The organism is Elusimicrobiota bacterium, assembly GCA_041660925.1.
Taxonomy (GTDB): Bacteria; Elusimicrobiota; Elusimicrobia; order UBA1565; family UBA1565; genus JBAZUV01.
In genome coordinates this window covers 1-20,171 of the sequence record JBAZVI010000004.1, presented here as the reverse complement: position 1 = coordinate 20,171, position 20,171 = coordinate 1, and the positions used below count along the sequence as shown (strand labels likewise).

Genomic DNA, 20,171 nt, shown 5'->3' with positions numbered 1-20,171 from the left:
GCGGCCGCCCGTCATTGACAAACGGCCCCTCGTCCTCTATCCTTAGAAGCCGGCATGAATTGGTTCTCCAAGAGCCTTCGAAAGCGCCTGACGCTGGTGATGACGGCGCTGGCGCTCCTGCCCTCCGCGTTCCTGGGCTGGCAGCTCCTGCGCGTCAACCGCGTGGGCATGCAGGCTTCGGTCCTGGAGCTCCATACGAAGCTCGCCGAGCGGACCGCCGACGGCATCGGCGTCTACCTGAAGAACCTCGACGACAAGCTCCGCTTCCTCTTCTCCGTTCTGCGCAAGCCGGACATCTCCTGGCAGACGCGCCAGGAGATGATGAGCAGCCTCATCGAGAGCCACACCGACATCTCCGAGGTCGCGGTCATGCGCGGGGGCAAGGAGCTCCTCAAGGTCTACAACCCCGACCTGGCCCAGGGAGAGGTCTTCGAGGCGAGCGAGGAGGGCTGGCGCGAGTATCAGCGCACCCGGACCCGCACGGTCTGGATCCGCGGCGGCACCGACGGGACCCCGCGCCTCGACGTCTACTACCCGCTCTCCGAGGTCACCGACATCCGCGTCTCGGTCGCGCTGAAGACCCTGCGCCAGACGATCTCCGCCGAGCGCGTCGGCGGCACGGGCTTCGCGACGCTCATCGGCCCGAAGGGGAACCCGCTCATCTACTCCGAGGAGCGCCTGCCCGCGAGCGAGCGCGCCGGCTTCCCGCAGTGGCCCATCGTGAAGACCGCGCTCGGGGCCGTCTCGACGGGGTCGAGCGAGTTCTCCTGGCCCGACGGCCGGCGCATGGTCGGCGCCTACGCCCCCGTTCCCGAGATCGCCGGAGCGGTGCTCATCCAGCAGCCGGAGGGGGAGGCCTACCTGGCGGCCGTCGAGATGAAGCGCACGGCCCTCTGGGTGATCGTGCTCATCTGCATGGCCGCGGTCATCGTCGCCTTCACGGTCGCCCGCCGCCTGACCGAGCCTCTGCTCCTGCTGACCCGTTCGGCCGAGGAGATCGCCCAGGGCCGCTTCCCCGAGAAGGTGGAGCTGCACACCGGCGACGAGCTCCAGAGCTTCGCCGACACCTTCAACCGCATGTCCGAGCGCCTGCGCGGCTACGCCGAGATGCAGGTCGACCGGCTCGTCCTCGAGCAGCGCAAGACCGAGGCCATCCTCTTCTCCATCGGCGACGGCATCCTCATGGCGGACAACGACGGGAACATCCAGCTCGCCAACCGGCGCGCCCGGGAGATCCTCGGCCACCCCGAAGGGGTCGAGGGGAAGCCCATCGCCGAGGTGCTCCCCAAGGAGTCGCCTCTTCGCGAGGCCGTCCTCGAGGTCGCCGCCAAGCCGGGCAAGGAGGTCATCAAGGAGATCGACCTCTCCACCGAGGAGAAGCGCCTCTTCCTGCGCGTCTCGGCCGAGCCCCTCGTCTCCCCTGCGAAGAACACGGTGCAGGGCGTCGTCATCGCGCTCCACGACGTCACCCTCGAGAAGGAGCTCGATCAGATGAAGGAGGAGTTCCTCCAGTCGATCACGCACGACCTGCGCAACCCGGTCGGCTCGATCCTGGGCTTCCTCGACTTCCTGCGCAAGGGCGTCGTCGGGGTGCTCAACGCCCAGCAGACCTCCATGGTCGAGTCCATGCACAAGTCCGCCACCCGCCTCCTCGGCCTGGTCAACAACATCCTCGACCTCGCGAAGATGGAGTCGGGACGCGTCGAGGTCTCGCTCAAGGAGGCCTCGCTCGCCGGCCTCGCCGGGCAGGCCATCGAGATCCTCAGCGCGCTCGCCCAGCGCCGGGGCATCCGGGTCGAGCTCTCGGCCGCCGACGAGTGCACGAGCTCCGTGGACCCCGACCAGATCGCGCGCGTCGTCCAGAACCTGCTCGGCAACGCCATCAAGTTCTCGCCCGACGACGGCAAGATCGTCGTCTCCATCACGGAGAAGAGCGATCATCACCTGCTCTGCGTCGCCGACAGCGGCCCCGGCATCCCGGCCAGCCACCTCGAGAAGATCTTCGCGAAGTTCGAGCAGGTCCCCGGGCAGAAGCGCGGGGGGACCGGGCTCGGCCTCACCATCAGCAAGCGCTTCGTCGAGGCGCACCTGGGCCGCATCTGGGTCGAGTCCGAGCTCGGCAAGGGCGCGCAGTTCTATTTCACGCTCCCGAAGAACCTGAGGAAGAACGAGGCGGGCGAGGTCCTCGTCGCCGCTCCGGTCCCGGAGAAGCCGTGAGGCGGCCGGCGCTCCTCGCGCTGCTGCTGGGCCTCTGCACCGGCGTCTGGGCGCAGGAGGTCGAGTTCCAGAACGTCGTGGTGAAGCCCGGCGACACCCTCTGGAGCATCTCCCAGAAGTACCTGAAGGACCCCACGCGCTGGAACGAGATCCTCAAGCACAACACGCTCCCCTCCAGCGACCCGACCATCGCCCTGCCCGGCATGACGCTGCGCGTGCCCAAGGAGCTCATCAAGGAGGACCTGCGCTCGGCGGAGCTCGTCCACCTGGTGCGCAAGGTCCTGCACCGCAAGAAGGACAAAGCCGACTGGGAGGAGACGCGCCTGCACCAGGACCTCTATCACGGGGAGGGTCTGCGCACCCTGGGAGACTCCTGGGCGCGCGTGCGCTTCTACGGCGGCGGGCTCCTCAGCGTCGACCCGAACTCCATGGCCATCCTCAAGGCCCCGCGCAAGGACGACCACGACCTCCGCCTCATGAGCGGCTCGATCCACGCGACGCAGGCGCGCGTCGCGACCCCTTCGGCGCGCATCATCCCCAAGGGGGCGGACACGCGCTACTCGGCCCGCGTCCTCGACGACCTCTCGACGCGGGTGCAGGTCCTCAAAGGTCTGGCCGACGTGCAGGGCAGCGGCAAGACCGTCGAGGTCAAGGAAGGCTTCTTCACCGAGGTCCCCGTCGACCGCGCGCCGGCGCCTCCCGCGAAGATCCCGAACTTCGGCGAGCTCAAGGCGGAGTTCCAGGACATGGGCGCCCCGGGCGGTCGCGAGGCCCAGGTGGCTCTGCGGCGCGCGCCGGCCGCCGGGACGGACGGCCTGGCGACTCCGACGATCGGGCAGGCCGTCTTCAACATGAAGGACCTGGAAGTCGGCATCCCCGTCGCCGCCTACCACGTCCAGGTCTCGAAGACCGAGAACTTCGACAAGAACCTCTTCGACCACCTCTTCGACGTCGACGAGAAGATCGACCTCGGCATCGCGAACCTGCCCAAGGGACGCTATTTCGCCCGGGTGGCCATCATCGACCTGCTCGGGACCAAGGGACGCTTCTCCCCGGCGCGCGAGTACGTCGTGGGAGCCCGGACGGCGGTCGAGTCGTCGGCGGGGTTCACGGCGTACTTCGAGGTCCAGCGCCCGGCGACCGACCGCGTGAACGCCCGCGGCCGCAGCTTCCGCGCCTACGGGAAGACCGACAAGGGGATCGAGGTCCGCATCAACGGCCAGCGCGCGCCGGTCGACGAGGAGGGCATCTTCAGCCTCGAGCTCCCGGTGAAGGTCGGCTCCAACGAACTCCGCTTCGACTTCCTCGACCAGCGCGGGAACACCCGCACCCTCACGCGCGAGGTCGTCATAGAGGCGCCCTATTGAGCTTCGCTCAATAGGGCGGGGGTCTGCTCAAGTCGTTTCCAGCCGATCCGCGTGACGCCTCACGTCTCTCCTGAATCCCAGACGCCGGCTAGACACGAGCAGGAATCCCCGCAGGGGATTCCTGCTACCGGCTGACGCTGAGGTACAGGGGGCGTCCGCGGCGGACGATGTCGAAGACGATCCCCCGGCGGAAGTCCGCCTTCGGGGCCGCCGCGCGGAGATCGTCGAGGGAGGCGACGGCGGCGGCGTCGATCCCGCGCAGGACGTCGCCCTCGCGCAGGGTGCCCCGCAGCGGTGAGTCCGACGAGATCCGGGCGACGCGCACGCCCTCGGCGGAAGACTCGAAGACGACCCCTTCCCACTCCTGGCCGGCGTGCTCCTCGCCCGCCGGGGCGGCGCCCGAGGGCGGCGGCGCGGCGGCCTCCGCGTCGGGACGCAGACCGATGCGGACCTTGAGCGCGAGGGGCTTGCCGCCGCGGTAGAGGTCCATCTTCACGGGCGTGCCCGGCTTGATGCGCGTGATGCGGGCGACGAGGTCCTGGGGGCTCGCCGCGGGCTTGCCGTCGATGCCGAGGATGACGTCGCCGCGCCGCAGTCCGGCCTTCGCCGCGGGGCCGTCGGGGACGACCGCGTTGAGGATGACGCCGGAGGTCGAGGGGAGGCGGAAGCGGCGGCGGAAGACCTCATCGAGGGGCGCGGCCTCGACGCCGAGCCAGCCGACGGGGCTCTGCCTGCCGGCCAGGAGGTACTCGAGCGCGAGCTTGAGCTCGTTGGCGGGGATCGCGAAGCCGATGCCGGCGGAGGCGCCGGAGGGCGAGAAGATGGCGGTGTTGACCCCGAGGACCTCCCCGTCGACGTCGAGGAGCGGCCCGCCGGAGTTGCCCTGGTTGATGGCCGCGTCGGTCTGCAGGAGGTTCGGGTACGGACGGCCCTCGATGGAGAGCGACTGACGGACGGCGGAGATCACTCCGACCGTGAGGGTCTGCTCGAGGGAGAAGGGCGAGCCGACCGCGATCGCCCAGTCGCCGACGCGGACCTTGTCCGAGTCGGCCAGGCGCAGGGACGGGAACTCCCGGCGCGCCTCGATGCGCACGACGGCGAGATCGAGGTTGGGGTCGCGCCCGACGACGCGGCCCTTGAGGGTCTCCTCGGCGCCGTCCGGGCGGGTCAGCGTGACCCGGATGTCGACGGCGTCGCGCACGACGTGGTCGTTGGTGACGACGTGTCCGGCCGCGTCGATGATGAAGCCCGAGCCCACGCCGCCGCTGCGCTGCCGGAAGGTCCGTCCCTGGGGGGGGCCGTTGAGATAGTCGTAGAGGTCCTCGGGGCTGCCGAACATGTAGTTCTGAAGCGGGACCTGGACCTCCTCCTCGCGCACGGTGGAGATGTTGACGACGGCGGGCATGCAGCGCCGCGCGATGGCGGCGAACTCCTCCTGCAGCGCGCGCGCCTGGGAGGCGGCGGCGGGGCGAGGCAGGGCGAAAGCGAGAGCCAGGAGCAGGGCGTTCACGGGGGGCCTCCCGCCCCCTGCGAGGGGGCGCGTTCGACGAAGCGGAGCGCGGGGAACTTGCGCGAGCGGGAGAGGCCGGCGCGCAGACGCTCCTGCAGGCGCGTGGGCGCGACGATCCCGTAGGCGCCTTCCGGGCGGGGCTCGGGGGGCGTCCGCGTCGCGGCGGCCTTGTCGGCTTCCAGCGCGAGGGGGAGATAGCCCCAGCCCGCGGGATTGCCTCGCAGACGGGCGCGAGGGACGGAGACGCGGACCTCGGGGAGCGCGGCGTCCGGCTGGGGGCGGAGCTTTTCGACGAGGACGGGGCCCTGCCCGGGGATGAAGCGGTAGAGCGCGGCGGACCAGCCGCCGAAGACGAGCGCGTATTCCCAGCCGTCCTCGGAGGCGAGGAAGCCCGGCCGACCGGGCAGGAGGTCGGTGGAGCCGGCGCGGGGACGGTTGTTGATGTCGAGGTAGACGTCGAGGAGGAGCCGGTCGAAGCCGGAGGGCGCGGCGCTCGAGCGCTCGAGCGCCCGCATCCCGACGGTGAACACGACGGAGCCCTCGTCCCACTCGACGCGCATGCGCGAGAGGTCCCAGAGGGCGGTGCTCGTCGAGGGAGCGGCGCGCGGTCCGTGCTCCTCTCGCGCCGTGCCGTCGGCGCTCAGGCCCGCCGACGGCGCGGGAGCGTTCTCGAACACGAGGGCGTTCCCTTCCCGAAGCGCCCGGACCCGGGTGGAGGGGACCGGCACGGTGGAGCGCTCGAGCTCCGCGGCGGGGAGGCTCTCGGGGGCCGAGCGGCCGAGGGTGCGGAAGACCTTCTCGACGCGCCCGCGGAAGGCGGGACCCGAGGCCCCGGCGGAGGCGGGGAGGAAGAAGCGGCCCTCCTGCGCGGCGTAGAGCTCTCCGGTCGCCTTCTCCAGGGTGTTCAGGGAGGCCCCGCCGGAGTTCTGATACTCCCCGAGCGCGGCGGCGGCGGCGGCGTAGAGCTCCAGGGCCGCGCGCGTCGCGCTGCTGCGCTCGATCTCGGCGAGGGGGCCGAGCCAGGTCGGCGGGACGGCCGGCGCGAGCGCCGAGGCGGACGCCGCGAGCTCGGCGACGGTGCGGCCGCAGGAGGGAAGAGCGGAGAGCTCCGAAGAGACCCGCACGGCGGCCGTCCCCTGCGCCACGGGGACCAGCGCGAGGCCCGCGGCGCGGGACCAGGCGTCGGCCGGAGCGGCGAGGTAGTCTCCGACCGCCGCCCAGCGCAGGCCCTGGGCCGCGAGCGGTCCGGCGAGCTCTGCCGTGAGGGCTCCGGCGCCGGGGACGATGCCCGCCGGGAGCGCGCCGAAGGCGTCCCGATGGCGCGCGCGAGCGAGGGCGACGCGGGCGAGCGCGTCCTGCGGCCGGCCCCGGGAGATGAAAGGCAGAAGCGGGTCGCCGGGGATGCGCAGGGCGAACTCGAGGCGCCCCTGGGAGGCGAGCTCGACGAGGCCCGTCGAGCGGTCGACCTGTTCGGGAGAGAGCGCGGCGCTCAGGCGACTCGCGGGGTCGGCCAGGTAGGCCTGCACGTCGGCGGCGCGGACGGGCCCGTCCGGGACCCAGAGCGCGGCGCAGTCCTCTGCGCGGACCGGCGCTGCGGCGAAAAGAGTCGGTAGGAAGGAAAGGAGGAGCAGCGCCGCTTTAGCGGACATGGATGAGCGAGACCTCCTTGCCCTCGACGAGGGTTCGGTCGTCGGCGCGCGGGTCGCGCACGAGCGCCCCGTCGACCTCGAAGGCGTAGGCATGGACGCCGGGCGCGAGCGGGACGACGACGCGCCAGAGCCCTCCGCGACGGGACATCGGCAGGGTCCCCGCCTTCCAGTGGTTGAAGCTTCCGGCCAGGCGCACCGTCTTCGCGCGCGGCGCGGCGCAGGAGAACTCGATGAAGCGGATCTCCGGCAGGGAGGCGTCGTCGAGGCTGCGCGAAGGGGGGAGACGGCGGACGTGGCTGGGGCGCAGCGTCCCCGGCTGCCAACCGGTGACGAAGCGCCAGTACTCGCGCGCCTTCTCCATGACGAGGACCGAGGGCACCGTCGCCAGCAGGAGCACCGCCAGGACGTAGCTCCAGAACGCCCACTTGGCGCGGACGCCGGTGTCGGAGGGGATCACGCGCGTCCCTCGGACTTCATCTCGCCGCTTTCGAGGTACGGGCGCGCGAGGAAGCGGGCTCCGAGCGACTCGGCGAGCCGGCGGCAGGCCTCGAGGTCGACCTCCGGGAGCTCGACGGCCGTCGCGGTCGTCTCGAAGCCGGAGGCGACGCAGGAGCGGATGAAGTCCTGGACGGCCTGGAAGCCTTTCTCGCGGTAGGGCGGCTGGGGGCGCAGGAGCTCGAGCCATTGCCGCGGGTCGGAGGTGTTCAGGCTCACATAGACGGCGTCGAGGCGTCCGCGCAGCTCCGGCGCCGCGGGCTTCCCGCGCTGGAGGTCGGCGAGTCCGACCGTGTTCAGCCGCAGGCGCAGGCCGGGGCGGGCGGCGCGCAGCCCGTCGCAGACCGCGGTCAGCGCGTCGAAGCGGAGAGTGGACTCTCCGTAGCCGCAGAAGACCGCTTCGGCGTAGCCCCCGAGCTCCCATTCGCGCGTCGCGGCCTCCAGGACCTCCGCGATGGTCGGCTCGGCGTCCTGGAGCCCCAGGTCCAGGCCGCGGTAGACCATGCGGGAGGCGAACTTGACGCAGAACGCGCACGCCGTCGGGCAGCGGTTGGTGAGGTTGATGTAGAGGGCGTCGCGGTAGCGGTAGACGACGTTGCGCGGGGGGATCGACATCGGTCCTTTGGATTATACAAACCTGGGGGTATGCACGCCCGCAGGCGAATATCTAATATAATCCCGATACGATGACCGAAGACAACGAAGCCGAGAAGGCCGCCGCTTCCGACGTCGACGCCCTCGTCCGGCATGCCGTCGAGAAGCGCGCCAGCGACATCCTCATCGTCCCCGGCGAGGTGCCGGCGCTGCGCATCGACGGGAACCTCTCGCGCGTCGCCGACGCCCCGCGCCTGGCGCCCGAGACCTGCCGCAACCTCATCTACTCGATGCTGGACCGCCGGCAGAAGGCGCAGTTCGAGCGCGAGCTGGAGCTCGACTTCGCCCATACCGTGGCGGGCGCCGGACGTCTGCGCATCAACGTCTTCCTGCAGAACCGCGGGATGGCCGCCGTCTTCCGCGTCATTCCGGGCAGGATCCCCACTCCCGAAGAGATCGGCCTGCCGCCCACGGTCGTCGCGTTGACCGACCTGCCGCGCGGCCTCGTCCTGGTGACCGGCGCGACGGGCTCGGGGAAGTCCACGACCCTCGCCGCGATGATCGAGTCGGTGAACCAGCGCCGCGAGAAGCACATCCTCACCATCGAGGATCCCATCGAGCACGTCTACGAGGACAAGAAGTCCATCATCGAGCAGCGGGAGGTGGGCGTCCACTCCGCCTCCTTCGCGAGCGCGGTGAAGTACTCCCTCCGGCAGAATCCCGACATCATCCTCATCGGCGAGATGCGCGACCGCGAGACCGTCTCGCTCGCCCTCACGGCGGCCGAGACCGGGCACCTCTGCCTGTCCACCCTCCATACGCAGGACGCCCCGACCACGGTGGACCGCATCATCGACGAGTTCCCGAGTTCCGAGCAGGACAAGGTCCGCTCCCAGCTCTCCTCCATGCTCTCGGCGGTCGTCTGCCAGACGCTGCTGCCGCGCAAGGGCGGCGGGGGGATGATCTGCGCGCGCGAGATCATGCTGATGAGCCCCGCGATCGCGACCCTCATCCGCGAGGGGAAGATCCACCAGATCTACAGCGCCATGGAGTCGGGCGCCTCCTCCGGCATGATGTCGCTGGACCAGCATCTCGTCGGCCTCGTGAAAGGCGGGCATGTGACGATGGAGGACGCCCTCCTCAAGGCGCGCGACCCCAAGACGCTGCGCAGCCTCGCCGCGATGAGCCGCGTCGCCCCGCATTAGTGTCCGGTTCCGCGCACGACGTCGAAACGCTCCTCAAGATGACGACGGTGGCGGTCGTCGGGTGCTCGCCCGACTCGACGCATCCCTCGCACTCCGTCGCCGCCTATCTGCTCGACGCCGGCTACCGCGTCATCCCGGTCAACCCCGCCTGCACCGAGATCCTGGGCGAGAAGTGCTACGCGAGTCTTCTGGACATCCCCGATGCGGTCGAAGTGGTCGACGTCTTCCGCCGCCCCGAGCACGCGCCGGAGCTCGCCCGGCAGGCCGTGCGCATCGGCGCCAAGGGCTTCTGGCTCCAGGACGGCGTCGTCTCCCCGGAGGCCGCCGCGACGGCCCGCGCCGCGGGCCTCCTCGTCGTCGAGGACGACTGCATCATGCGACAACACCTCAGCCGCTTCGGACGGTAGTCGGGACTCCCCGGACGGGGGATTCCCGACGGGGTTTGCGAAGAGGCGTCCCCGGAGGAAGGAGTCGGCCTATGAACCGTGTTCTTTTGGCTGCGATGGCGATCGGGATGCTCCGATGCCCGGTCCTGGCGGCGGAGGCTTCTGCGCCGCCGGTCCCTGCCGTCTCGGCTTCGACGGGCGCTTTTATCGAGGTCGACCGGCTCTACCTCCAGCGTCAGCTCGAAGGGAACCTCGAGCGCTCCAACGCGCTGCTCGAGGAGCGTCTGCGCTCGGCCTCCGACGACCCCGATGCGCTCTGGCGCCTGGGGAGGGGGCTGACGCGGCTCGCCGAGCGGCGCAAGGCCCCGCGCGAGCGCCTGGAGCTCTTCGAGCGCGCCCGCCTCCTCCTGGAGCGTTCGCTGTCCCTGCGCGAGGCCTCGGCCGACGCGCACTTCTGGCTGGGCCTGGCGCTCGGCCGCGTGGGACAGACGCGCGGGATGCTGCGCTCGCTCTTTCTCGTGGGCCCCATCAAGGAGAACATGCGCCGCGCGATCGCGCTGGACCCCGGACACGGCGGCGCCCATCACGTCCTGGGGGAGATGCTGCGCCAGCTCCCCGGCTTCGCGGGGGGCTCGAAGAAGCGCGCGATCTCCGAACTCGAGACCGCCGTGCGCCTCTCCCCCGACTGGACGGCCAACTATCCGGCGCTTGCCGAGGCCTACCTGGACGCGGGCGAGCGCGCGAAGGCCGTCGAGACTCTGCGGCGCGCCTTCGCCGTGACGGCGCCGGCCGATCCTGGTGAGCACGAGGAGAACCTCCAGGATGCGCGGGGGATGCTCCTTAAATTGGGTGAGAAGCCGTAGCGGAACAGTTTCCCTATCGCCATCCCTCCCCCCGAGGGGGAGGGAACGAGGGTGAGGGGACCATGAAGTCCTTCTTCAACTGAAAAGAGCAGGGCCCCTTCCGGGGCCCTGCTCTTCTTTCCTTACTCGACTTCGGATTCTCCCCACCCCGGCCCTCCCCCGAAGGGGGAGGGGGCAGTGAGGAAGGTATTTCGCGGACGGCTATTTCGCGGACTCTCCCAATATATCTGGCTCAATAGCGGCCGGGAAGACGGCCCGCGTGAGGGGGACCTTGCGCGGGGACTTCCCCGGCGTCTGGAAGGTCGGGGCGTTCTCCGTCCCCAGCTCCTCGCGCAAGCGTGTGCGAAGGTCTTCCTCGCTGAGCCCTGCGGCGTCGGTCTTCCCGAAGCTCAGAAGGACGTCTCCTTCCTTCACCCCGGCCTTGGCCGCGGGGGAGTCCGGGAGGGTCTTGCGCACGAGCACCGAGCCGCCGTCGCGGCGGACCGTCAGCCCCAGGCCGCTGCGCCAGACGGCTCCGCGCAGGAGCGAGGCGCTCACTCCGCGGGTCTCCCCCGCGTGCATGAAGCGCACGCTCACCGAGGTCCCCGCGGGACCGTAGAGGCGCGCGATGGCTTCCTGGAAAGGGGCCTTGTCGGCCGACTTCCCGTCCACGCTCATGAGGCGGTCGCCCACGCGGATGCCCGCCTGTTCGGCGGAGCGCTTGTCGATGACCCGGGTGACCTCGAAGGTGCGGCTCTTCGCGTCGCCGGAGGTCTTGAACCAGAGTCCCGGTCCCGAGAGGTAGAACTCCCGCGCCTCGTAGGTCGTGAGGGGCTCGGTCAGGCGCATGAGGTAGCTTCGGTCGGGGGCCGCGAGCGTGAGGTCCGCGTCCGAGGGAGCGGCGACGATCGTCCCCCCGCGGCTGACGCGCAGGAGGCTCGGGTCGCCCGAGGCGTCGACGAGCAGGGCGGAGCACGGGTAGGAGTGTCCGCCGGCGAGCGCGATCTTGAAGACGTGCAGGCGCAGCAGGACCTCTTTACCGGAGTCCTTCACGGAGATCGCCTGGGCCCAGACCCGGCTCCCGGGAGGGATCGCCAGGAAGTCGAGGTTCGCGTCCGTCGTCATCGGGGAGGAGGTCTCTCCTTCGAGGACGTCCCCTTCGGAGACCGTGCGCGGGATGCCTTTGGGGAAGCGGATCCAGAGGGACTCTCCGGCCGCGATGCGGAAGGACGGGGTCTTGAGCGAGCGCAGGGTGGCGGGGACCAGGCGGCCCGACTCCTCGACGTGCACGCTCCGGATGGAGAGCTCCTGGGCGGTGAGGGCGCGGGGGTCCCGCGCCGAAGGGCGCGGCGGCGCGGCGGCCGCCGTCTCCAGCCCGGCGGTGCCGGGAACGCGCTGTACGGCCGCCCACGCGCGGACGCCCGGCTCCAGCGAGGCTCCCGTCAGCAGGAGGGAATCCTTCGAGCGTACGCGCTTGCCCCCGAGTCCGGAGAGGAGGTCTCCCGGGCGCAAGCCGAGGCGCTCGGCGAAGGAGCGGGCGAGCGTCGCCCGCACCAGCAGCCCGCCGCCGCGCTCGTCGACGAGGAGGCCGGGGTCGCCGGCCAGCGACAGGGTCCGGCTCTCCTCGGCGTCCGGCGCGCCGACGTCGATGGCGGGCCCTTCGACTTCCTTCAGGGCGCGGCCCGGGACCTGCCGAGGGGCGGACGCGGGCTTGAGGAGCGAGGGGGCCGGCAGGCGCTTCTTCGCGGGCGCCGGGGCCTCGAGAGTCTTGCGGGGCGGGGCCACGGAGGGGGTCTCGTCGGCGGCGACGGGCATCCTGCGCGCGGGAGCCGGCTTCGCGCTCGGGGGCTGCGCCTTGCGCGGGGCGCGCGCTTTCGGAGCGGGAGCCGCCTCCGCCGGTTCGTTCGCGTAGACGGGGCGCTTCTTCGACGCGGGATCGGCCGCGGGCTGCGCGGCGACGTGCGCGGCGCCGAAGACGAGGATGAGCGCGGCGGCGGTGCTCCTGTTCATGGCCGTCCTCCCTGCTCCTCGGCGTAGCCGGGCAGCTCCTCGGAGGAGCGCACGCTCGGTTCCTGGCGCTTGGCCTCGCGCTCGCGGCGCTCGGCCTCGATGCGGTCGAGGCGCTGGCGCTCCGTCGAGACGGCGCGCGAGGCCTCCTCCGTGGAATCCTTGGGCATCTTCGCGCGCGTCGCGGCGAGGTCGCCGGGGGCGAGGGCGACGCCGGCGGCGAGCGCGAGCTCTTCGGCCTTGCGGCGCTGGACCTGGTAGCAGCGGCGGGACTCGAGCGTGTCGATGCGGGCGATCAGGGGGTTCATCAGCGCGAGCGCGCCGGCCGCGTCCTTCTCGGCGAGACGGCGCGCCGCGCGCTCCTGGATGGCGTCGATCTCGTCGGAGAGGGCCTTGCCGGAGCTCGCGCGCGGAAGATCCTGGAGGCGCACGGCCGTGTACTCGGTCTCCCAGGCGCCGCAGCGGGCCTCGCCGTCGGAGTCGAGCAGGGCGAGGGAGGCGGCGTAGGCCTCGGCGGCCTCCTCGTGGCGGCAGGAGGCCTCGAGCTTGCGGGCGCGCTCGAGTTCGGAGCGGAACGCATCCTGGTTCGCGCGCCGGGCGTCGGTGGCGAGCCGCAGGGCTTCCAGTTCGGCGCGCAGGCCGCGCGCGCCGCGGGCGACTCCCGCGGCGTCCGGGTTCGCGAGGGCCGCTGCGGGGTCGAGGCGGTCGCAGCCCGCGGGCAGGGCGGCGAGCGTCTCCAGGGCGCGGCGCGCCTTCTCGGAGCGGAAATCGCACTGCTCCTTGCTCGCGTGCAGGCGCACTCCGTCGAGGGCGGCGAGCAGCGACTTGCGGTTCGCCTCGTCCTCGGCGGCGGCCTTGCGGCGCGGCTTGAGCCAGGAGAGGAAATCGCGGAACTGCGGCTTGGACACGGAGGCCTCGGGCTTCGCTTCGAGCGCGGCCAGCGCCTTGGAGGCCTCCTCGAGGCGGCAGAGGCCCGCGGAGGTCTCGGCCTCGGCGGCGGCCGCGCGCAGCGCCTCGAGCCGGGGGGAGACCTGGAAGTCGATGGAGCGGCGCGCGATCGCCCCGTCGGGAGAGGCGAGGACGACGCGGAAGGTCTTGCGTCCAGGACTCCGCAGCGGCAGGCGCAGGGAGACCGTGTAGGGCCCGCCGCCCGCGCGCTTGACGGACGCGAGGCCGCGCTCCTGCGCGCCGCCCTCGTCCTCGTCGAGGAAGGAGGCCTCGGTGACCTCGACGCTCTCCTTGGGGGTCAGGCCCTCGACCCAGTAGGCGAGGCTGACGACCGCCTCGTCGCCGACGTCGAAGGGCTCCTCGCCGGCGGCGAGGTGCGCGTGGAGGTCCGCGCCCGAGAAGCGCACGCGGGGCTCGGGGCCGGCGCCCTGCAGCGCGAAGCGCAGGGCGCGCACGACGTCGGGGCCGTTCTGCATGTGCGCGAGCGTCGCGGAGAGGTCGGAAAGGTCCTTGCGCAGGTTCGTCGTCTTCTCGAGCCCGAGGAGGCGCTCCTTGACGAGCGAGGCGTTCCACAGCCGCCGCTGCTCGAGGAGGTACTCCGCGAGGGCGTCGAGGGTGCGCTGGGAGGGCGCGGCCGCGACGAGGTCCTTCTGGAGGATGGGCGCCTCGTCGGAGCCGCGGACCTCCTTCATGTGCGCGAGGAAGTGCCTCTCGGCCTCGAGGCTGCGCTGGGGGCCGAGCAGGAACTCCCGGAAGAAGAGGGGGGCGGCGGCGGAGAAGTCGGCGGCCGTATCGCCGTGGACGCGCTCCCAGAAGGAGGCCGCCCAGGGGAGCGAGGGCAGCGGCTTCTGGGCGGAGCCCTTGAGGGCGGTGCCCATCGCCGAGGCGTTCTCGATGGCCGAGGCCAGCAGGCCCGCCGCCGCGCGCACGCCGGCGGTGGCGAAGCCGGATTCCGTCATGCGCTCGATGCGGCGCAGGGCTTCGGGATCCCGGGCCGCGGTCGTGTTCCTCTCGGCCTGTGCCGCGGGGTCCTGCGGGGTCCCCGCGGCGCCGGCGGGAGGCTCGCCGGCGCGGACCTTCGCGCAGAGCTCCGCCAGGGCGGAGAGGTCCTTCGCGCGAGAGGTCAGAGCGTCGAGCACGGGCCATTGCGCGTGCAGGACATGGGCGTCCTTTCGCCAGCCGGAGACGATCACGGCTCCGCGCTCGGTGAGGATGCGGACGCCGTCGGCGCCGACGGCTTCTTCGAGCGCCGCGTAGGCGACCCGGCCCGGAGGCGCCGGGGGCGGCGCGGGTTCGGAGACGGCGGCCGGGGCGGGAGCCGCGTCCTTCGCGTCCGCGCACCACGCCGGCAGGGAGAGGATGGAGAGGAACGACAAAACGAGGATTTTCTTTGTCACGGCGCTATTTATCACAAATCGGCGGGGCCTTGTCAACGCAGAGTATGTGAATAGGTACCTCATAGAGTTCGCCGGGAATCCGGCGCCGGGAAGGAAACGGCGCCGGATGCTCGGATCAGAAGGAGCCGAAGAAGGCGAGCAGGCGTCGGCGGTACTCTTCGCCCCCGAGCTCCCAGGCGGCGCCGTGCGTCGCGCCCCGCACGACGTAGAGTCCCTTGGGGCCGGGCGCGGCGTCGTGGAGCGCGCGCACCTCGGGCAGGGGCATGAGGCGGTCGCAGTCGCCCGCGATGAAGAGCTTCGGTCGGGTCCCGAGGGCGGTGAGGTGGAAGGAGGGGCTCATCGGCTCCGGGTTCGCGCCCAGGCGCAGGCGGATGGCCAGGAGCACCGTCCAGGCGAAGGGGAAGAAGGGGAGGCGGAAGCTGTTCCAGGTGTACTGCGCGACGACGCGGTCGAAGGAGCGGAAAGGCGCCTCGAAGGCCCCGAGAAGGATCTCGGGATGCGCGGCCATCCCGCGCACGGCCATCACGGCGCCCATGGAGAGCCCGTAGACGCCCAGGCGACCGGCCCAGGCCGGGCGCAGCTCCCGCAGCCGGAGCAGGGCCGCGTCGAAGTCGAGCGCCTCGAGCCAGCCGTCGGTGGTCATCTCCCCTTCGCTCTCCCCGTGCGAGCGGCTGTCGAAGAGGCAGAGGTTCGCGGCGCCCGCGAGGAAATGCACGCGTTTGAGGAGGTCGCCCTTGTTGTCGCCCCAGCCGTGGCAGAGCAGGAGCGTCCGGTCCGTCGGCCCCGCCGTGCAGGGGATGAGCCAGCCGCGCAGGCGCAGCCCGTCGGAAGTGCGGAAGTCGAAGCCCTCCCAGGCGAGGCCGTAGCGTTCGGGCCAGATCTCGTTGGGGAGCATCTTGGGCGGGTGGAAGACGAGCTGCGAGCCCCACCAGCCGAGGGCGGCGAGGAAGAGCGCGAAGAGGGCGAGGAAGAGCAGGCAGACGAAGAGGGCGGTCATCGGCGGCGGTATTCGACCACATCGGGACGCGCCGCGTCCAGCCGCCGGCGCAGCGCCGGACCGTGCGGTTCCCCCGCGAGGCCGCGCGGCCGGAGGTCCGCGAGCGGGCGCAGCACGAAGGAGCGCTCGAGCGCGCGCGGATGCGGGAGCTCGAGGAGGCGGTCCCGCAGGCGCAGGCGTCCGTAAAAGAGAAGGTCGCAGTCGAGCGGGCGCGGCCCCCAGCGCGGTCCCGGGCGGCGGCCCGCGCGCGCTTCGAGCCGCTTGAGCCAGACGAGCAGGGCGAGCGGGCTCAGCGCGGTGCGCAGGCGCGCGACCGCGTTCAGGTAGCGCGGCTGCGGGGGGCCGCCGACGGCCGCACTCTCATAGAGCGGGGAGACGGCGAGCAGGCGGGTGCGCGGAAGGCGGGAGAGGGCGCGGACGGCGGCGTCGATGCGGCGGGCGCGGGGGCCGAGGTTGGAGCCGAGCGCGACGTAGGCCGGCCGGACGCTCACTCGCCGCGCGGCCGCGCGCGCTCATTCCAGGCGCGCTGGAGCGCCGCGACGAGCGCGACGGCGACGAGGAGGGCGGCGGCGTTGCCGACCCAGCCCTCGAAGAGGCCCATGTCCCAGCTCCCTCGCCAGCCGTAGTCCGCGAGGGTCTTCGAGGTGAAGGCCGCGCGCAGCGCGGGCCCGATCTTCACGAAGAGGCCTCCCTCATAGACGAGGAGCGTCCAGAGCAGCCAGTAGAGGCAGCCGACCGTCACGATGGCCGCGAGGACCGCGGCTCCGAGGTGCACGGGGTCGTAGAAGGGTTCGGAAGGGTCGTCCTCGTCGAAGAGGTCGAGGGTCCGGTCGAGCCAGGCGGGGAGCTTCATCATTTCACCAATCCGAGGGCGTCGGCCATGGAGTAGAAGCCGGGGCGGCGCTCGCGCAGCCAGAGCGCGGCGCAGAGCGCGCCGCGCGCGAAGACCTCGCGGGAGTGCGCGCGGTGCGTGAGCTCGAGGCGTTCGCCCGGGCCGGCGAGGGTCAGGGTGTGCTCACCGACGACGTCGCCGACGCGCAGGCTCACGGCCGGGACGGCCGGACCGCGGCCGCGGGCGGCGCGCACCGCCTCGACGATGCGCAGCGCGCTGCCGCTCGGGGCGTCCTTCTTGAGGGCGTGGTGCGTCTCGCTGAGCGCCGCGTCGTAGCCCGGCAGGGCGGCGGCGGCGAGCGCGCTGAGGTGGAAGAGGAGGTTCATCCCGGGGCTCATGTTCGGCGCGTGGAGCAGCGGGATGCGCCGCGCGAGCGCCGCCAGGCGCCGGCGCTGGGCGGGGGAGAGACCGGTGGTGCCGAGCACCGCGGGTTTGCGGGCCGCGGCCGCCGCGGCCGCCGCCGCGAGGCAGGCCTCGGGGGAACTGAAGTCGATGAGGACGTCGGCGCCGGCGAGCAGGCGGCGCAGGCCGGAGAGGGGAACGATGGGACAGGGCAGGAGGCCCGATGTTTCACGGTCCGCTCCGCCGACGAGCTCGAAGCGTCCGTCGTCGGCGGCGAGGCGCGCGACCGCCCGGCCCATCCGGCCGAAGGCTCCGTTGACGACGATGCGCATTTTCTTCATTCCTGGCGAGAATCTAGCAAAAACGCCGCTTTACGGGCGACAGACCTGCTCGCAGGGGGCGTCCTTGAGCGCTTCCCCGACGGCGGGTCCGGATTCCTTGATAAGACGGTCCCTGAGTGCGCAGGTGATCCTCACCCCGCCGCCCAGCGTTCTTCTCCAGGCGAGCAGGTCCGCAAAGACGGCGAGTTTCGGGCGCTTGTCCTCCGCGAGGTCGGCGGGGTAGGCGATGCGGAGGTCTTCTTCCGGGAAGGCGTTCCTGAGCTCATAGACGAGGGAATCCACCCCGACGCACCGCGGTTTGGGGCTGATGGGGACGACCATGGTCATCGACACGCGCGAGGGCAGGGTGACTTCGATGCGGATCTTCTCGGGAGGGGGGGCGCCCCACTGTTTGAGCGGGGTCAGATAGTAGATCAGCGTCCCTGACGCATACTGGTCGTTGTTCTGCTTCCCGTTCTCAAGGATGAACCAGGGGGCGGCGCCTTCGCGGAACGCGGCTCCCTTTTCTCCGTAGAACCCGACGCTGTAATCGTGAGAGAACTCATAGGTGCTCTTCAAGGTGTAGCGCTTCCCCTTCGTGAAGGAGGCGGTCCAGACGAACCCCAGTGCTCGGTCCCTCTTCTTCTCGGGGCCGTCGAGCCACTTGAGGGAGACTTCCTCGACTCGCCTGCCGTCGATGAAGGTCCGGAAGTCGGCGGCCGACGCGACCGGAGCGTCGGTGAGGTCGCCGTGCTCATCCGAATCCTCCGCATCCCAAACGGGAGTGGGGAAGCCGAATTGGACGCCTGGAGCATCCGCCTTCGCCTCGATCTCGTAGACGGCCTCGGCGCGCCATCGGGTATCGTCCCCTCCGTAGGAAGGATGTTCTTTCGAGCAGGGGACCTGTTCGGTCAATTTCCCGCGCTGATCGGGACTGCCTCGCTCGAGCATCACTCTCTTCCAGCAATGGCGCGGCTCGATCGGGGCGATAGTCAGCGTCTCTCGGATGACGCGCAGGGACTCGTTGCGCACCGGGCTCAAGGTCGAGCCGGCGCCGGCGAAGAAGCCGTCGTTGGCCGTCGCGGTCCCGCAGAAGGCGAGGATCAGCAGGAGGATCTTCATGGTCGTTGTGGGCATGATAACAAAGCTTGCCGGGACGCACCAAACTCGATCCCGATAGACGAACGAAGACGGAGGTCGGCGATCACCGGCCTCCGTCTTCGTCGAAGTGTGCCCTCAAGGGGAATCGAGCCCCCTCTGTCGCCGCCGCGCTCGCCCGGCCGATCGGTAATCGGCCAGGGGGAGCGCGGTTCCCTCGCTGCGGAGCGGAAAGGTCCTTTCGACGTGGCCTCCGCTCGGCGGCTCTCCAAGGGGGAGGGCTCTGCCCTCCCCCGTTTCGTCGGCGCCCTCGGCCAGCTCGACCGAGGTTCCGCTCGGTCGAGGGCCAGGAGGGCTGAACCCCCACCCGAAGGGGATGTTCGATTCCCCGTGAGGGCGCGTGCCCTACGTCGGAAACTGGTGCCCTCACGGGGAATCGAACCCCGGTTTTGGCCTTGAAAGGGCCATCCGGGCCTTTCGCCCTCCCCCGCCGGAGGGACCGATTTTGCTTCAATCCTCGTCGGAAAACCGATTTGCTGCTGCCGCCGTCCGCTTTCGTGCGTCTTCGTCCGTTTTTGCGTCCAGATGGCACAAATTTGGCACAGATTCCCACGTCTGTCCGGGGTCCATTCGAGCATCAGGCCCGGGGCATGCGTCCGAGCGCGCGATCCTGCCGAGAATCTAGCAAAAAAGGGCCGCCCTTTCCCCGTGATTCGGGAGTATTCTGCTTTGCTGATGCGGTTAGATATATGCGATTTGAATCATATGGGGCATGCGCTAATCTGTGATACACTGAGCAACATGAGTCATCTGGAAAGGGGATCGTGCGGAAATATCACAGAGTGATATTGCATGGCTGAAAAAGTGAGGCGGGATTTTCAAAGGGCAGAGCAACCGGGATTTCGATGACAGGTACGGGAAAAACAGTTTACCTTCTTGGCGCAGGCGCCTCGGCGGCATCCGATTTCCGTCTGCCAGTGATGAGTGGTTTCTTTCGAGATGAAGACCAGGATCTCCTTGGCGCGGAACGATTCTTGCGGATTCTCTATCCGCGAATAAAACTCGAGGAGATTAATCTCGAAGAAGTCTTAACGTTCCTGGACCTTGCTACTGAGGGATTCGGGGCTAAATGGGCTCACTATGCTGGCTTTGACCCATACATGGAGAGGGAGGCAAGAAATGCTGTCGACTATTACATCCATCAGCGGCTAAAAATCCCAAGTGGGGCTGTGTGCAGCAATCACCTCCGGCTAGTGAAGTCTTTGAAAAAGAGCGACACAATTTTGAGCTTAAACTATGATCTCGTGGCGGACAACGCAATCTGGGAGGTGTCACCGAAAACGCAGCACGGAGAACTCGCCCATGATTCATTTCTAGGTCGTAGTCACGATCTCTTGCAGGAAATGCGCACATGGGGCGGTACCTGGCCCACGGTTCGTCCTGCTAGTGAGGGACTTGGCTTATTTCTGAAACTACATGGCTCATTGAGTTGGGTGTGCTGCCAAACTGATGGCTGTCCTTACCGACATCAGTTCTTCCCGTCATCGCCGTACTTTGAGAAGAAAAATCTTAATCTCCGTGGGCCATGTGCGAACTGCGGTAATCCGCTCGCGACGGTCATAATTCCTCCAGTAATCGGCAAGTCTGTTCAGCGTTTTCCAAAAATGGGATTCATTTGGAATCTCGCGCATAGAGAGCTTATCGAGGCGGACGTAGTAGTGGTGATCGGTTGCTCTCTGCCAGCCTCCGACTATGTGTTCCGCTGGTTGTTGCGAACGCGACGTCTCCCCGCCTTTCAGGCCACGGCCAGCTGTGAGTTCCTAAGATGAATCTCAGCATACTCTCGAGGCGTTAAGCCACCGAGAGAGCTGTGCGGCCGTTCGTCGTTGTAGTCTTTCCTCCACG

Annotated in this window: 17 protein-coding genes; 6 read left to right on the top strand and 11 right to left on the bottom strand. The window is 70.0% G+C overall.

Features of this window, described 5'->3' with window-relative positions; translation table 11 throughout:
• The first annotated feature begins 54 nt into the window (after window positions 1-54).
• Both WC969_06775 and WC969_06770 read left to right on the top strand, forming a co-directional pair.
• A complete protein-coding gene (locus WC969_06775; GenBank protein MFA6029537.1) occupies window positions 55-2,217 on the top strand; it encodes an ATP-binding protein in 2,163 nt (720 codons plus the stop codon).
• Window positions 2,214-3,584 carry a LysM peptidoglycan-binding domain-containing protein gene (locus tag WC969_06770; protein ID MFA6029536.1) on the top strand — a complete coding sequence of 457 codons (1,371 nt, stop codon included), beginning with the start codon at window positions 2,214-2,216 and terminating at the stop codon, window positions 3,582-3,584. Before WC969_06775 ends, WC969_06770 begins: the two co-directional genes overlap by 4 nt.
• Window positions 3,585-3,708: 124 nt before the next feature.
• Here the strand turns inward: WC969_06770 and WC969_06765 are convergent, their stop codons facing one another.
• From WC969_06765 to WC969_06750, 4 genes are read right to left on the bottom strand one after another with little or no spacing between them, the layout of a single operon-like run.
• Entirely contained in the window at window positions 3,709-5,094 is a 1,386-nt protein-coding gene (locus tag WC969_06765) for a trypsin-like peptidase domain-containing protein (protein ID MFA6029535.1), read from the bottom strand.
• On the bottom strand, window positions 5,091-6,743 hold the full coding sequence (locus tag WC969_06760; protein MFA6029534.1) for a glucodextranase DOMON-like domain-containing protein: 1,653 nt from the start codon (window positions 6,741-6,743) through the stop codon (window positions 5,091-5,093). Before WC969_06760 ends, WC969_06765 begins: the two co-directional genes overlap by 4 nt.
• Complete coding sequence (locus WC969_06755; protein MFA6029533.1) at window positions 6,733-7,200, bottom strand: glycogen-binding domain-containing protein; 468 nt, start codon at window positions 7,198-7,200, stop codon at window positions 6,733-6,735. The genes WC969_06760 and WC969_06755 overlap by 11 nt, the downstream gene beginning before the upstream one ends.
• Entirely contained in the window at window positions 7,197-7,853 is a 657-nt protein-coding gene (locus WC969_06750) for a TatD family nuclease-associated radical SAM protein (GenBank protein MFA6029532.1), read from the bottom strand. Before WC969_06750 ends, WC969_06755 begins: the two co-directional genes overlap by 4 nt.
• A gap of 71 nt (window positions 7,854-7,924) precedes the next feature.
• On the opposite strand from WC969_06750, the gene WC969_06745 reads away from it, so the two are divergent.
• From WC969_06745 to WC969_06735, 3 genes are all read left to right on the top strand, one after another.
• The gene (locus WC969_06745) at window positions 7,925-9,037 is read left to right on the top strand and encodes a type IV pilus twitching motility protein PilT (GenBank protein MFA6029531.1); all 1,113 of its coding nucleotides are present in this window, start codon (window positions 7,925-7,927) and stop codon (window positions 9,035-9,037) included.
• Window positions 9,037-9,444 carry a CoA-binding protein gene (locus WC969_06740; GenBank protein ID MFA6029530.1) on the top strand — a complete coding sequence of 136 codons (408 nt, stop codon included), beginning with the start codon at window positions 9,037-9,039 and terminating at the stop codon, window positions 9,442-9,444. Before WC969_06745 ends, WC969_06740 begins: the two co-directional genes overlap by 1 nt.
• Before the next feature lie 107 nt (window positions 9,445-9,551).
• Window positions 9,552-10,286, top strand: coding sequence for a hypothetical protein (locus WC969_06735; GenBank protein ID MFA6029529.1), 735 nt, complete (start codon window positions 9,552-9,554; stop codon window positions 10,284-10,286).
• 201 nt (window positions 10,287-10,487) lie between these two features.
• Here WC969_06735 and WC969_06730 read toward each other — a convergent pair whose 3' ends face one another.
• The 7 genes from WC969_06730 to WC969_06700 form a co-directional block, all read right to left on the bottom strand.
• The gene (locus WC969_06730) at window positions 10,488-12,275 is read right to left on the bottom strand and encodes a PDZ domain-containing protein (protein ID MFA6029528.1); all 1,788 of its coding nucleotides are present in this window, start codon (window positions 12,273-12,275) and stop codon (window positions 10,488-10,490) included.
• Window positions 12,272-14,617: a hypothetical protein gene (locus WC969_06725; protein ID MFA6029527.1), complete on the bottom strand. Its 2,346-nt coding sequence runs from the start codon at window positions 14,615-14,617 to the stop codon at window positions 12,272-12,274. Before WC969_06725 ends, WC969_06730 begins: the two co-directional genes overlap by 4 nt.
• 115 nt (window positions 14,618-14,732) lie before the next feature.
• Window positions 14,733-15,614 carry an alpha/beta hydrolase gene (locus WC969_06720; GenBank protein MFA6029526.1) on the bottom strand — a complete coding sequence of 294 codons (882 nt, stop codon included), beginning with the start codon at window positions 15,612-15,614 and terminating at the stop codon, window positions 14,733-14,735.
• Window positions 15,611-16,105: a 2-amino-4-hydroxy-6-hydroxymethyldihydropteridine diphosphokinase gene (folK, locus tag WC969_06715; GenBank protein MFA6029525.1), complete on the bottom strand. Its 495-nt coding sequence runs from the start codon at window positions 16,103-16,105 to the stop codon at window positions 15,611-15,613. Before folK ends, WC969_06720 begins: the two co-directional genes overlap by 4 nt.
• Window positions 16,102-16,470, bottom strand: coding sequence for a hypothetical protein (locus tag WC969_06710; GenBank protein ID MFA6029524.1), 369 nt, complete (start codon window positions 16,468-16,470; stop codon window positions 16,102-16,104). The genes folK and WC969_06710 overlap by 4 nt, the downstream gene beginning before the upstream one ends.
• A complete protein-coding gene (gene dapB, locus WC969_06705; GenBank protein ID MFA6029523.1) occupies window positions 16,467-17,189 on the bottom strand; it encodes a 4-hydroxy-tetrahydrodipicolinate reductase in 723 nt (240 codons plus the stop codon). Before dapB ends, WC969_06710 begins: the two co-directional genes overlap by 4 nt.
• Window positions 17,190-17,219: 30 nt before the next feature.
• Window positions 17,220-18,290 (bottom strand): hypothetical protein, encoded by a 1,071-nt coding sequence (locus tag WC969_06700; protein ID MFA6029522.1) that lies wholly within the window; start codon window positions 18,288-18,290, stop codon window positions 17,220-17,222.
• Between the two features lie 881 nt (window positions 18,291-19,171).
• Between WC969_06700 and WC969_06695 the strand changes: the two genes are divergently transcribed.
• Window positions 19,172-20,095, top strand: coding sequence for a hypothetical protein (locus WC969_06695; protein MFA6029521.1), 924 nt, complete (start codon window positions 19,172-19,174; stop codon window positions 20,093-20,095).
• Window positions 20,096-20,171 lie beyond the last annotated feature (76 nt).

Bases quoted from the DNA above. Each gene is read 5' to 3' on its own strand.
- WC969_06775 (MFA6029537.1), top strand. From the start codon at position 55: ATGAATTGGTTCTCCAAGAGCCTTCGAAAGCGCCTGACGCTGGTGATG.
- WC969_06760 (MFA6029534.1), bottom strand. From the start codon at position 6,743: ATGTCCGCTAAAGCGGCGCTGCTCCTCCTTTCCTTCCTACCGACTCTT.
- WC969_06750 (MFA6029532.1), bottom strand. From the start codon at position 7,853: ATGTCGATCCCCCCGCGCAACGTCGTCTACCGCTACCGCGACGCCCTC.
- WC969_06745 (MFA6029531.1), top strand. From the start codon at position 7,925: ATGACCGAAGACAACGAAGCCGAGAAGGCCGCCGCTTCCGACGTCGAC.
- WC969_06735 (MFA6029529.1), top strand. From the start codon at position 9,552: ATGCTCCGATGCCCGGTCCTGGCGGCGGAGGCTTCTGCGCCGCCGGTC.
- WC969_06730 (MFA6029528.1), bottom strand. From the start codon at position 12,275: ATGAACAGGAGCACCGCCGCCGCGCTCATCCTCGTCTTCGGCGCCGCG.
- WC969_06720 (MFA6029526.1), bottom strand. From the start codon at position 15,614: ATGACCGCCCTCTTCGTCTGCCTGCTCTTCCTCGCCCTCTTCGCGCTC.
- WC969_06710 (MFA6029524.1), bottom strand. From the start codon at position 16,470: ATGATGAAGCTCCCCGCCTGGCTCGACCGGACCCTCGACCTCTTCGAC.
- dapB (MFA6029523.1), bottom strand. From the start codon at position 17,189: ATGAAGAAAATGCGCATCGTCGTCAACGGAGCCTTCGGCCGGATGGGC.
- WC969_06700 (MFA6029522.1), bottom strand. From the start codon at position 18,290: ATGAAGATCCTCCTGCTGATCCTCGCCTTCTGCGGGACCGCGACGGCC.
- WC969_06695 (MFA6029521.1), top strand. From the start codon at position 19,172: ATGACAGGTACGGGAAAAACAGTTTACCTTCTTGGCGCAGGCGCCTCG.